At 73.4% G+C, this 12828-nt stretch carries 11 protein-coding genes; 5 read left to right on the forward strand and 6 right to left on the reverse strand.

The features are described 5' to 3' along the window. Positions 1-25: 25 nt before the first annotated feature. Positions 26-1117 (reverse strand): class I SAM-dependent methyltransferase, encoded by a 1092-nt coding sequence (locus ACPPVT_RS02570; protein ID WP_426565164.1) that lies wholly within the window; start codon positions 1115-1117, stop codon positions 26-28. 123 nt (positions 1118-1240) lie between these two features. Between ACPPVT_RS02570 and ACPPVT_RS02575 the strand changes: the two genes are divergently transcribed. Both ACPPVT_RS02575 and ACPPVT_RS02580 read left to right on the forward strand, forming a co-directional pair. Further along, positions 1241-4387 (forward strand): ATP-binding protein, encoded by a 3147-nt coding sequence (locus tag ACPPVT_RS02575; protein ID WP_426565166.1) that lies wholly within the window; start codon positions 1241-1243, stop codon positions 4385-4387. Next, the gene (locus ACPPVT_RS02580; protein ID WP_426565168.1) at positions 4387-4797 is read left to right on the forward strand and encodes an SRPBCC family protein; all 411 of its coding nucleotides are present in this window, start codon (positions 4387-4389) and stop codon (positions 4795-4797) included. Before ACPPVT_RS02575 ends, ACPPVT_RS02580 begins: the two co-directional genes overlap by 1 nt. On the opposite strand, the gene ACPPVT_RS02585 is transcribed toward ACPPVT_RS02580, so the two are convergent. Genes ACPPVT_RS02585 through ACPPVT_RS02595 form a run of 3 tightly spaced genes read right to left on the reverse strand, consistent with a single transcriptional unit; the run spans position 4782 to position 8208 of the window. After that, complete coding sequence (locus tag ACPPVT_RS02585; protein ID WP_426565170.1) at positions 4782-6032, reverse strand: MFS transporter; 1251 nt, start codon at positions 6030-6032, stop codon at positions 4782-4784. The genes ACPPVT_RS02580 and ACPPVT_RS02585 overlap by 16 nt on opposite strands. Positions 6033-6047: 15 nt before the next feature. Next, a complete protein-coding gene (locus ACPPVT_RS02590) occupies positions 6048-6401 on the reverse strand; it encodes a PLD nuclease N-terminal domain-containing protein (protein ID WP_426565172.1) in 354 nt (117 codons plus the stop codon). A gap of 10 nt (positions 6402-6411) precedes the next feature. Then, positions 6412-8208: an AMP-dependent synthetase/ligase gene (locus ACPPVT_RS02595; protein WP_426565174.1), complete on the reverse strand. Its 1797-nt coding sequence runs from the start codon at positions 8206-8208 to the stop codon at positions 6412-6414. A gap of 94 nt (positions 8209-8302) precedes the next feature. On the opposite strand from ACPPVT_RS02595, the gene ACPPVT_RS02600 reads away from it, so the two are divergent. The 3 genes from ACPPVT_RS02600 (at position 8303) to ACPPVT_RS02610 (ending at position 10761) form a co-directional block, all read left to right on the forward strand. After that, positions 8303-8932 (forward strand): hypothetical protein, encoded by a 630-nt coding sequence (locus tag ACPPVT_RS02600; RefSeq protein ID WP_426565176.1) that lies wholly within the window; start codon positions 8303-8305, stop codon positions 8930-8932. 46 nt (positions 8933-8978) lie between these two features. Then, on the forward strand, positions 8979-10499 hold the full coding sequence (locus ACPPVT_RS02605) for a metallophosphoesterase family protein (protein WP_426565178.1): 1521 nt from the start codon (positions 8979-8981) through the stop codon (positions 10497-10499). Between the two features lie 121 nt (positions 10500-10620). Next, positions 10621-10761, forward strand: coding sequence for a hypothetical protein (locus tag ACPPVT_RS02610; RefSeq protein WP_426565180.1), 141 nt, complete (start codon positions 10621-10623; stop codon positions 10759-10761). Positions 10762-10764: 3 nt separating this feature from the next. On the opposite strand, the gene ACPPVT_RS02615 is transcribed toward ACPPVT_RS02610, so the two are convergent. Both ACPPVT_RS02615 and ACPPVT_RS02620 read right to left on the reverse strand, forming a co-directional pair. Then, entirely contained in the window at positions 10765-11838 is a 1074-nt protein-coding gene (locus tag ACPPVT_RS02615; RefSeq protein WP_426565182.1) for a hypothetical protein, read from the reverse strand. Continuing rightward, the gene (locus tag ACPPVT_RS02620) at positions 11835-12788 is read right to left on the reverse strand and encodes an ABC transporter ATP-binding protein (RefSeq protein WP_426565184.1); all 954 of its coding nucleotides are present in this window, start codon (positions 12786-12788) and stop codon (positions 11835-11837) included. Before ACPPVT_RS02620 ends, ACPPVT_RS02615 begins: the two co-directional genes overlap by 4 nt. Positions 12789-12828: the final 40 nt, after the last annotated feature.

Genomic DNA, 12828 nt, shown 5'->3' on the forward strand with positions numbered 1-12828 from the left:
TTGAGTTGGTGGTCGTGCAGGGGTTTCAGGGCCTGGCCTCGATGACCAGGTTCACCGGCGTCTGCACGGCGACCCGCACCGAGCCGAAGCCGGCCTCGCGCAGCAGCGCGGTCAGCACGGCCGGGCCGGCCTGGGCGCCGAGCGCGCGGGCGCCGGGCTGGGACAGTGAGGCCGGGGTGCAGATCAGCGTCGACCCGGCGTAGTAGACCCGGCCGACCGGGTTGAGGTTGTCCTGCACCCGGTCGCCTGCGGCCGGCTCGACGACCATCAGCGTCCCGCCCGGCCTGAGCGCCTGACGGGCCGCCGTGGCCGCGGAGTCCGGGTCGCCCATGTCGTGCAGGCAGTCGAACATCGTGATCAGGTCGAAGTCCTGCTCGGGTGCGGCGCTGGCGTCGGCCACCTCGAACCGCACCCGGTCGCCGACCCCGGCCTGCTCGGCCTTGCGCCGGGCGGCCACGATCGAGGCCTCGTGGTAGTCGCTGCCGATGAAGCGGGACCGCTCGAACGACTGCGCCATCAGGATCGTGGAGACTCCGTGACCGCAGCCCCAGTCGGCGACGTCGGCACCGGCCCGCAGCTTGTCCACGACGCCGTCCAGCGCGGGCAGCCACGAGTCCACCAGGTTCGCCACGTAGCCGGGGCGGAAGAACCGGGCCGTGCCCTCGAACAGGTCGACGTCGTGCTCGTGCCAGCCGAAGCCCTCGCCGGTGCGGAAGCGCTCCTCGAACGAGGGTGTGTCGCGCAGCAGCGCCATCACCAGCTGGAAGGCGCCGGGGAAGAACGCCGGCCCGTCCTCGACGACGAACGCCATCGTCTGCTCGGGCGTCATCCAGAACCGCCCGGTCTCCGCGTCGTACTCGACGTAGCCGCCGGCCGCCTGGTTCCCCAGCCACGGTGCGACGTACAGCGCGGCCGTGCCGGTGCGTTCGGCGAGCTCGTCGGCCGTGGCCGGACCTCGGGCCAGCGCGGCGTACAGGCCGAGCCGGTCGCCGAGGACGACGAGCCCGGCGCTCGCGGCGCCGCCCACGTCGGTGATGATGCGGCCGGCGAGCTCGTCCATCTTGGCCTCGTCGACGGTTGACGGGTCGAACTGCGTGGCGTCGATCGTGCTGGTCATGCGGTCCACCTCCTGAGTCGGTGAGACCACGGTGCCGAGCGCTGCGTCGAGCCATCGTCAGCGCATCGTCAACGCTCCTCGCCGACCCCTGACGGGCCTGCCACGCGGGTCTACCCTGACGGCATGCTGCGGGTGTGGCTGTGCGGCCGCGTCGGTGTCGAGCTGGACGGTCAGGCACTGGAGCTGCCGACGAGCGAACGCGCGCGGGCCCTGCTCGGCTGGCTCGCGCTGCACCCCGGCGCGCACCCCCGCTCTCAGGTCGCGGCCCAGCTGTGGCCGGACGTCCCGGAGGCCAGTGCCCGGGCCAGCCTACGCACTGCGGTGTGGTCGCTGCGCAAGTCCTGGGGACCCTGGACGGACGACGTCCTGGTCGGCTCGCGCACCACCATCGGGCTGCGCCCGCAGGACCTCTGGCTGGACGCCGCTGCGACCCTCGACGAGGACGGCGATCCACCGTCCGGTGACCTGCTTCCCGGCGTGGACGACGAGTGGGCCCGGGTCGCGCGCGAGGAGCACCGCGACGCCGTCCTGGCGCTGGCGCAGCGCCGGATGGCTGCGGCGGAGGAGCTCGAGGACTGGTCGCAGGCGCTGCGCTGGGCCCGGCAGCGGTGCGCGCTGGCGCCCCTGGACGAGAGCGCGCACCGCGACCTGCTACGGCTGCTGGACCTGGCGGGGGAGCGGCCCGCCGCCGTGCTGGCCGGCCGCGAGTTCAGTGACCGCCTGCGCCGCGAGCTGGGCGTGCTGCCGTCACCGGCCACCAGGGCCGTCCAGTCACAGGTCGCCGCAGCGTCGCACACGTCGCCGACCCCGACCCTGTTCGGCCGCGCCGGCGAGCTCGCTGCGGCGTCCGCGGTCTGGTCGGCCGCCGCCGACGGCCGCGGCCAGGTGCTGGTGCTCGGCGGCGAGGCCGGGATCGGCAAGTCGAGCGTGGTCGCCGAGCTGGCCCGGCGGGTCGGCGCGAAGGGCGCTGCGGTCGCCCTGTGCGCGGGCAGCGACGTCGGCGGCCAGACCCCGTTCGCGGCCTGGCTGGAGCTGGCCAGGTCGCTGGTCGGCGTGGTCGACGCACCGCCGGCCACGGCGTCCTGGCCGGCCGACCTGAACCGGCTGTCCCGCGAGCTCGGCGGCCGGCTGGGTCACCGTGAACCGCCCGCGGCGCTGGCCGCTCCCGAGATCGAGCGGCTGCGGATCTTCGAGGCGGTGCTGCGGCTGGTCGAGTGGTCGTGCGCCCGACGTCCGCTGCTGATCGCCCTGGACGACGCGCACCGCGCGGACCTGGCCAGCCTGAGCCTGACCACCCATGTCGGACGCCGGATCGCCCGGCTGCCGGTGCTGCTGCTGCTCACCCGCCGCGACCGGCCGGCCCGACCCGAGCTCGACGCGCTGCTCGCTGACCTGAGCGGGCGCGCCGTCCCGGTGACCGAGCTGGAGCTCGGTCCGGTGCCGGACCGGGACGTCGCCGCGATGGCTCGCGCGGTCGGGTCCCTCGGCGACGACGACGCGCGGCGCGTGGTCGCTGCGGCAGAGGGCAACCCGCTGCTCGCGGTGGAGTCGGCGCGCGCGCTCTCCGCCGGCAGCAGCGGGCCGCCGCCCAACCTGCGCACCGCCGTGCGCGCGATGACGGGTGCCCTGCCGCCGTCCGGCAAGGAGCTGGCCAGCCTGCTGGCCGCCTCGGGTCGGGCGTTGTCCCGCAAGGAGATCGAGCGCCTCGGGGTGAGCGACCTCCCCATCGGGGAGGCCGCCGGGCTTGAGCTCGGGCTGCTCGCCTGGCGGCAGGGGCGGCTCGGCTACCGGCACACGTTGCTGGCTGAGGCCGCCGAGGTCGACGCCACGGCCGGCGAGACCCTGCACGAGCGGCTGGCGGCGGCGATCGACCCCGACGACCACGCCGGTGTGGCTCGGCACCTCGAGCTGGCCGGTCGCGGCGAGCAGGCCGCCGCGCAGTGGGCGGCCGCCGGGGTGGCCGCGCGTGAGGTCGGTGCGCTGGACGAGGCGGCGACGTTCCTGCGGCGAGCCACCGAGCTGGACCCCGGCAACGGCCGCTGGTGGCTGGACCTGCAGGAGGTGTGGTGCTGGGCCGCCCGGCCCGAGCTGGTGGACGAGGCCTGGGCCCAGGCGTTGCGGCTGCTGCCGCCCGCCGAGCTGCCTGCGGCCTGGTGCGCGCGGGGACGGCTCAAGCGCTCCGTCGCCTGCGACCCGCAAGCCTCCTTCGCCGCCTACCAGCGGGCCGGCGAGCTGCTCGACGACGAGAGCGACCCGTTGGTGCGTAAGGAGATGCTGATCGGCCTGGCCTGGGGGCAGGCGGTGGCCGGCGACCCGAGCCAGGTGCCGGCGCTGCTCGCGGGGGCCGGCGTCGACGTCTCGGGGGCAGGCCTCGAGCGGGACCCGCTGACGCTCACCGACATCGAGGAGATCCGGCTGCTCGGCCTGGTCCGGCAGGGCCGCTTCGCCGAGTCGGCGGACGTCGCCCGGCGGGCCGGTCCGCTGGCGATGGTGGCTCGGCTGCCCGGCCGGGCGTGGGCGCTGTGGGGGAACGCTTCCTGCGCCGCCGCCTGCTCCGGCGATCTGCCCGGTGCGCTGGACCTCATCGAGCGGGCCGTCGAGGCGACCTCGACCCAACCGGTGCTGCTCATCCCGTGCCTGGCCGGCAAGGCCCACCTGTTGGCCCGGATGGGCCGCCACGACGAGGCGGCGCGCACGGTGCAGCTGCTGCGGGAGCGGGTCGACCGCCTGGACGTCGACGCCTACCGCGCGATGAGCTGGCACGACGAGGGCCTGGTGGCACTGGCCGGCGGGCGGTATGCGGCCGCCGCCCGGCTGATCGGCCAGGCGCTGGACGCCGGCGCCGAGATCAGCCGCCCGGCCGCCCGGATGGCCCGTGCCGAGGCGCTGGCCCGCGACGGCCGGCCGGACGAGGCGGTCAGCGAGCTTCGCGCCGCACTGACCGAGCCCACCGGTCGCGCCGACCAGCCGTTCTCCCTGGTGCCTCGGCTGGCCCGGGTGCAGGGGCTGGTCGCGAAGGCGCGCGGTGACCGGGACCTGGCCAGGCGACGGCTCGAGGAGTCGGCCGCGGGCTGGGAGCGCCTGAACCGCAACGACCCCGACGTCTCGGAAGCCTTCTTCGGCGCGCTCGTCGACCTCGGTCGGCCACCGGTGGTCGGGCTGGTCGACCCGGAGTGGGAGCTGGCCCGGGTGCGGTCCGAGCTCGCCGAGCTGTCCGGCCTCCTCGACCTGGACGCCGCGACCGAAGCCAGGACCGCGGAGGTGCCGTGATGCCGGCGTTCACCCTGTCCACTGCAGTGGACGCACCGCTGGAGGAGGTCTGGAAGCTGCTCTACGACCCGTCGCGGTTCCCCGAGTGGTGGTACGGCATGGAGTCCGTTGAGCCCGGCGAGCAGGCCGGGGACTTCACGTACTGGATCACCGGCTACCCGGACTTCCCGATGCCGCAGAAGCTGCAGGCCCACCAGGGCGACCGCCGGGTCACCATCTCGTGCCTGGTCTCGTTGCTCGAGCTCGTCTGGCAGCTCGAGGAGCTGGACGGCGACCGCACCATGGTCGGCCTCGACGTGACCATCCCCGAGCAGGAGGCGCACCGGCTGGACGACCAGCGCGACTACGCCGAGCGGTCACTGACCCGGCTCGCCGACCTTGCGGCCCAAGGGGATCAGGCCAGCCGGTAGCGCCAGAACACCGGGAACCGCAGCACCACCAGCACCATGCAGGCGATCACCAGCAGGCCGCCGGCGACCACCGTACGGGCCGGACCGATGAGGTCGCCCAGCGTCCCGTGCAGCAGGTCGGCCAGCCGTGGGCCACCGGCCACCACCAGGAAGAACACCCCCTGCATCCGACCGCGCATCTCGTCCGTCGCAGCGGTCTGCAGGATGGCACCGCGGAACACCATGCTCACCAGGTCGGCGCCCCCGGCCAGGGCCAGGAACAACGCGGCGACCCACAGCTGCTGGGTCAGCCCGAACGCAGCGATCGCCGCACCCCAGGCCATCACCGCGATAGCCGTCGCCGCACCGTGCCGACGCAGCCGGGTGAAGGCACCGGAGAACAGCCCCGCGGCGAACGCACCCGCCGGGATCGCGGCGTACAGCACGCCCAGCGCGATGCCACCGCCGTAGGTGCGCTCGGCCAGCTCGGGGAACAGCGCCCGCGGCATGCCCAGCACCATGGCGATGATGTCGGCCAGGAACGAGACCAGCAGCACCGCGTGCATCGAGATGTACCGCAGGCCCTCGGTGACCGACCGCAGGCCGGTACTGGCGCGCGCGCCGTCCTCCCTGGCGGTCGGCGGCATGGCCGGCAGCCGGAACACCGCGTACAGGGTGACCAGCAGTGCCACGCTGTCGACCAGGTACAGCCACGAGATGCCGACCAGCGGGATCAGCGCCCCAGCCAGCAGCGGACCCATCACGGCGCCCAGCCCGAACACGGTGGCGCTCAGCGCGTTCGCCGCGGCCACCTCCTCGGCGGGCACCAGCCGCGGGATCGCCGCACCGCGGGCTGGGCTGTTCAGCCCGAAGAACGCCTGCTGCAGTCCGAGCAGCACGAGAACGATCCACACCTCGCGGTTCCCGGTCGCGGCCTGTGCGAACAGCGCGAACGACGTCGCGGCTATGCCGGTGTTGGTGACCAGCAGCATCTTGCGGCGGTCCACCGCGTCGGCGATGCTGCCGCCCCACAACGCGAAGAACGCCAGCGGCACCAGCGCGACCAGGCCGCTGAGCCCGACGTACGCCGAGGAGCCGGTGTCGTCGAAGATCTGCTTCGGGACCGCGACAGCGGTCAGCTGGGCGCCGACCGTGGTCACGACCGTGGACAGCCACAGCCTGCGGTAGGCGGGGTGCCGGAGCGGTGCGGTGTCGACCACCAGGCGGCGCCACCTGGGCAGGGGCGGCGCGCTCACCCCAGGAACGCTACGTCAGCGCCGCGGGTCGTCGCCGGCCGGGTCGTCGCCGGAGTCGCGCGGCGGGGGCGGGTTCAGGTGCCGCAGGAAGTCCGGGTCGTCGTCCGGCCCGCGCGGGGCGCCGCCGCCGGGTCGCGGCGCCGGCCCGCCGGTGGACCACGGACGCTGGCTCGGTGGTGCCCCGCCCTCGCGCAGCGGCCGGCCGGCGAGCAGCCAGGAGATGCTGCCCACGATCGGCAGCAGCACGATGAGCGCGATCCAGACGAGCTTCGGCAGGTTGCGCACCTGTGCGCGCTCGGTCTGGACACAGTCGATCAGGGCGTAGACCAGCAGGCCGAGCTCTGCGAGGTACATCACCACCCGGATCACCAGCGCCCCCTCACACGCGCGAGGCGTACAGCGACTCGACCTCGCGGGCGAAGTCCTCCATCACCTTGTTGCGCTTCAGCTTCAGCGTAGGCGTCAGGTGACCGGAGTCCTCGGTCCACTCGATCGGCAGGATCTCGAAGCGGCGGATCTGCTCCGCGCCGGAGACGGTGGCGTTGGCCGCGTCGACGGAGGTCTGGACGGCGGCCCTGACCTGCTCGTCGTGGGTGACCTCCGCGATCGGCGCTCGCGGCCGGCCCTGGTCGTCCATCCACTGGTCCAACGACTCCTGGTCGAGCGTGACCAGCGCGGCGACGAAGCTGCGCTGGTCACCGACCACCATGGCCTGGGCGACCACCGGGTGCGCGCGGACGACGTCCTCCAACGCCGCCGGCGCGACGTTCTTGCCGCCCGCGGTGACGATGATCTCCTTGAGCCGGCCGGTGATGGTCAGGTACCCGTCGTCGTCCAGGCTGCCCAGGTCGCCGGTATGGAACCAGCCCTCGGCGTCCAGCACCTGCGCGGTGGCCGCCTCGTTGCGCCAGTACCCGCCGAACACGTGACCGCCTCGCAGCAGCACCTCGCCGTCCGAGCCGATCCGCACCTCGAAGCCGTCCAGCGCGCGGCCGACGGTGCCGATCCGCTGGGCGTCCGCGGTGTTCACAGTCGCTGCGGCGGTGGTCTCGGTCAGCCCGTAGCCCTCGAGCACCGTGACGCCGATGCCCCGGTAGAAGTGCGCGAGCCGCGGGCCCAGCGGGGCACCGCCGGAGATGGCCAGGTCCGCGTTGCCGCCCAGGGCGGCCCGAAGCTTGGAGTAGACCAGCTTGTCGAAGACTGCGTGCCGTATCGCCAGCATCGCGCCCGGCTTGCCGGTCTCGAACGCCTCGCTGTACGCCACTGCGGTGGCCGCCGCCTTCTCGAAGATGGCTCCGCGCCCGTCCGCGGTCGCCTTGCGCCGCGCGGTCTCGTAGACCTTCTCGAACACCTGCGGCACGGACAGCACGAACGTCGGCTGGACCACCGCGAGGTCCTTGACCAGCCGGGCCGGGTCGCTGTGCGAGAGCTTGACGCCCTTCATCACCACGGCCACCTGGATCATCCGGCCGAACACGTGGGCCAGCGGCAGGAACAGCAGGGTCGAGGCGTCCGGGCGCTCGAAGAGCTCGGGCAGCGTGCGCAGCGCGCTGGAGCACTCGTCGATGAAGTTGCCGTGGGTCAGCATGCACCCCTTGGGCCGCCCAGTGGTGCCGGAGGTGTAGATCAGCGTCGCGATCACGTTGCGGGACAGCGCCTGCTGGCGAGTGGCCAGCTCGTCGTCCGAGATCTCGTGACCGGCCTTGACCAGCTCGGTCAGCCCTGGGGTGCCGTCCCCGGGCTCGATCTGCCACACGTGCTTGACGCCCGGCGCCCGGTCGCGCACCACGGACAGCCGCCAGCTGTGCGCCTTGGTCTCGACCACGCAGCCCACCGCCTGCGCGTCCCCCAGGATCCACTCGACCTGGTCCACCGAGGAGGTCTCGTAGATCGGCACCGGGATCGCCGCGATCGTCCACAGCGCGAAGTCGCACAGCGTCCACTCGTAGCGGGTCTTGGACATGATGCCGACCCGGTCGCCGACCCCGACACCGGAGGCGATGAAGCCCTTGGCCAGCGCGTCGACGTCGTCCTGGAACTCCTTGGCGGTCACGTCCCGCCAGGCCGGGCCCTCGCGCCGCCCGAAGACGACGCGCCCGGGCTCACGCTGGACGGTGGCCCGCAGGACGTCGACGAGGTGGCTGGGCCCGGACGGCGCGGGTGTGGTGTCGGTCACGGCCGATAGCGTACGTCGTGCCCCGCCCATCGGACGCCTAGCCTGCGCCGAACGGGTCCGCCACGAACGATTTGTCGGGTGGCAGGATGGTCTGGTGAGCCCATCGTCCTCGCACCCGCGCCGGCCGGCGCTGTTCGGCCCGAGCGCCCTGGAGACGTTCGAGGCGGGCACCGACCCGGCCGCCGTCGCCGAGGCCGCGCACGCCACCGCCTGGGCGATCGTCGAGGCCGGACGCCGCGCCGACGACCCCGAGCTGACCGCCCGGCTGGTGCGGTTGGTGGACGAGCACGGCCTGGACACCATCGCCGACCTGTGGTCCGAACGGCCGGCCCGCTCGCTGCCGGGTGCGCTGTGGCGGCTGTACGTCGTGCGCGAGTGGGTCCGCCGCGACGGCGTCGGCGCCGCCGTCGACTACCGGGCCGGACAACAGCTGGCGCCGGTGTCGGACGTCGTGGCCGGGGTCGCGCAGCCACCCGGGCCGGACGAGGTGCGGGCGCTCGCGGACTCGGTCCTGACCGGGGTGTACCAGGGCGAGCTGGACGTCGCGCTGGAGCGGGCCGCAGCGTTCTGCCGTGTGGTGTCGGCCGGCCGCGCCGTCCGGGCCGGTGACCTGGCCGACCACGAGGAGTCCGTGGCGCTGACCAAGCGGGCGGCGTCGTTGCAGCAGACCGCCGAGGACCTCGAGGCCGCCGCCCGCGCCTGGCGGGCGTCCGACCTCAGCTGAAGCTGTGGGTGCGTGGCCCCGACGATCGCGACAGAGTGAGGTGATCATGCAGCTTCGCCCGATCACCTCACCGCAGGGTCGACGCCTGGCCCGGCAGGTCGGCATCGGCCTGCTGGCGATCTTCGGTGCGTTGATGGGGGCCGCTGTCGCGCCCGCCGCGCAGGCTCAGGTCGGCCCGCTCACCGTCGACGTCAAGGTGCGGCCGAGCCTGAGCCCGGGGGCGACCGTGGACCTGCCACCGGTCGGGTCGGTGCAGTTCCCGACCCACTGGGCACCGGTGCAGGTGCGGGCCTCGATCCGTTCGGTGGACGTCGACGCGGCACGTGCGGTGATCGACCAGCCCGCCCAGCTCGAGAAGCTCACCGCGAGCGCGCCGGACACCGTCAAGAAGGCCGCCGCGCAGTCGTTGGCGGTGTCCCTGCTGTTCGCCTTCGCCGGCGCCGCGCTGCTGACCGGTCTGGCCACCCGCAGCTGGCACGGGGTGGGGCTGGGCCTGGCCGTGGTCGCCGTCGCGACGCTGCTGCTCGGCGGGCTGACGGCGGTGTCCTTCGACAGCGCCCAGCTGGCCGAGCCCAAGTTCACCGGACTGCTCAGCAGCGCGCCGTACGTCCAACGCCGCACGACGTCCCTGGCCGAGCGGCTGGAGTCCTACCGCTCGGGCCTGGCGGACTTCGTGCAGTCGGTGACCACGCTGTACGCCGTCGGCCAGCAGCTGCCCCGACCCGACACCGGGCTGAACGGCGACGTGACCACCGTCCTGCACATCAGCGACCTGCACCTGAACCCGATCGGCTTCGACCTGGCGGACCGGCTGGTCACCCAGTTCGGTGTCGAGCTCGTGGTCGACTCGGGCGACCTCAGCACCTGGGGGTCGACGGCCGAGGAGGGCTTCGTCAACCGGATCGGGGCGCTCAAGGTGCCCTACGTGTTCGTCCGCGGCAACCACGACAGCCAGGCCATCGCCGACGCGGTCGCCCGCCAGCGCAACGCGATCGTGCTGGACGGCGCCGTCACCAGCATCATCGGGCTGCGGATCGCCGGGGTGGCCGACCCGCGCGACCTGCCGGCCGAGGGCGCCAAGGACGACCTCGGCAAGGCTGAGGTGCAGGCCTCGGTGGAGCGGCTGGCCGCAGTCGTCGACGGCTACGACAACGAGCACCCGGACGAACCCGTGCAGATCGCCGTGGTGCACGACCCGACCCGGCTGGATGCCCTGCGTGGCAAGGTCCCGCTGATCCTGTCCGGCCACATGCACGCTCGCGACGTCACCTACACCAGCGGCACCCGGACGATGGTCGAGGGCTCCACCGGCGGCGCCGGACTGACGGCCGACGGGCTGCGCCGGCTCAGCGAGGGCAACCCCGTGCCGCTGGAGGCCACGTTGCTGTACTTCGCCAAGTCCGGCCCGGAGGCCGGGCGACTGCTCGCCTACGACGAGATCACGGTTGGCGGCCTGGGCCTGACGTCCGTCAGCATCGACCGCGTCCTGGTACCCAAGGACGAGGTCAACCCCGCTCCTACCCCCACGCCCACAACCAGTCCGTCGACCACGTCCGCCACGCCCTAGAACGGCATTCCGGACGTTCGTGTGTGCGGCGCGCCCGGGCAACGTAATGACTTGGTCAAGTCCGGCGAAATCCCAGGACTCGTGCGTACATTGGATTCAGGCCAAGGCCCAGGGAGGAGCCATGACCGAGACAGAGGACGCCCTGCGGGATGCTCCGCTGGACGACGAGATCACCCTTGTCGGCGACCTCGTCGTGGCAGCCACCTCGCATGACGGCCCACTGAGCCAGGCGGAGATCGACCACGCCCTCGGGCTCGACTGACCGCTACAGGTCGCGGCGACGCAGCAGCGCCCCCGCCAGGACCACGAACACCGCGGTGAGGATCCCGAGGTAGGCCAGCGCGTCCAGATTCGACACCAGGACGGTTCGCTGCAGGACGCCACCGTCCGGCTGGCGCTCGGTGCCGACCACCATCGCCAGACCGCCCGGCTTGAGGAACGCGATGACGTTGTTGCTGAGCAGCCAGCGCGGCCAGCCGCGGTCGCCGAACAGGATCCGCACCGCGTTCTCGGCCAGCACGAACCACGCGAACATCAGACCGAGCAACGCGGCGGTGTGCCGGGCCAGCATGGTCACCGCGGCGGCCAGCACCGCGGTGAGGACGACGAGCAGCACACCGCGGCCCTGCAGCGAGAGCAGGTCCCGCCAGAAGTGCGCCTGGTGGATCAGCGCCGGGTCGCCGAACTGCGAGGGCTCCCTGGGGTCCCAGGTGCCGCGCTGCGAGACCGCCAACGCGCCCAGCCCGAGCCCGACCGCCTGCGTCACCACCCCCACCACGGCGGCGAGGATCGCGACGGCGAGCAGCCGGGTGCCGTAGAGCCGCAACCGTCGCGGTTCCCAGGTGATCAACGTGACGATCGCCCGGCTGGCCCAGTCGGCGCCCACCGCGGTCGCCCCGACGAGGGCCATCAGCAGAGCCCCGGCCACCGCGACGGCGATCGAGATGATCGGCAGCCCATCGTCGGCGTGCAGCCGCGGGTCCGAGAAGTAGATGGACGCGTCGGGCTCGCTCGGCCCGCAGGCACCGGCCGTCTTGTCGTCGTCCGAGATGTTCGGGTCGGCCAGGCACTGGTCGCGGAACTCCTTCTGCTGGGCGAAGTCGCGCTGCGCCTGGACCTGCGCCTTCGCCCGGGCGTTCGCGATGTCCTGGCTGTGCGTGAAGTACACCGCCGTCAGGGATGCCAGCAGCGCGAGGGCGCCGACGGCCAGCAGTGCGCCGACCAGCCGGCGACGACGCAGCCGGCCGAGCTCGGCCCGCAGCAGGTGTCCCGACCCGGTGGCGGCGCGCGGCCGCGGCGAGGTCAGCGGGTCGGGCCCGGCGTCCGCCATGGTGGTCATGCCACCTCCCCGTCGCCGAGACCCTGACCTCGGGTGATCTCCAGGAACGCGCTCTCCAGGTCGGCCGTGACCGGGGTGATCTCGCTGGCCCACAGACCGCGCTCGCCGAGCAGCCGGTTCAGCTGCGCTGGGTCGGCTGTCTGCGAGCCCGACCCGGACACCTGCAGCCGGCCGTCGGCACCCGGATGGACGTCGTACCCGCCCTCACGCAGCACCGCGGTGGCCCGCTCGGGGTCGGCCACCGCCACGGTCACCGCGCCGGTGGCGTGCGCGGCGAGCACGTCACGCACCGGCCCGTGCACCAGGCAGCGCCCGCGGGACAGGATCGCCACCGTGTCGCACACCTGCTGCACCTCTCCGAGCAGGTGCGAGGACAGGAACACGGTGTGACCGTCCGCGCCGAGCTGGCGGACCAGGTCGCGCATCTCCTTCATGCCGGCCGGGTCCAGGCCGTTGCTGGGCTCGTCCAGGATCAGCAGCCGTGGGTCCTTGAGCAGTGCGGCGGCGATGCCGAGGCGCTGCCGCATGCCGAGGGAGTAGCCCTTGACGCGCTCGTCGGCGCGCTCGCGCAGCGCCACCCGCTCCAGCACCTGATCGACCCTGGTGGCCGGGACGCCGACCGACTGGGCCAGCAGTCCGAGCTGGCTGCGTCCGCTCATCCCGGGCAGGAACAGCGGGTTCTCCACCAGGGCGCCGACGTGGCCGACGACCAGCGGCAGCTCGCGCGGGACCGCGCGTCCGAACACGCGCGCGCTGCCGCCGTCCGCCCGAGCGAGCCCGAGCAAGATGCGGATCGTGGTGGTCTTGCCCGACCCGTTGGGTCCCAGGAAGCCGTGCACGCCTCCTGACTCCACGGTCAGGTGCAGGCCGTCCAGGGCCGCCTGTGCCGTCCGGCCGCGACGCCGGTAGGTCTTGCGCAGGCCCTGGATCTCGATCGCGGCAGCAGCCACGCGTCCCCCCGTCTCGGTGTGTGGTCGGCCACATCATGGC

Source organism: Angustibacter sp. McL0619 (genome assembly GCF_049994355.1).
Lineage (GTDB): Bacteria > Actinomycetota > Actinomycetes > Actinomycetales > Angustibacteraceae > Angustibacter.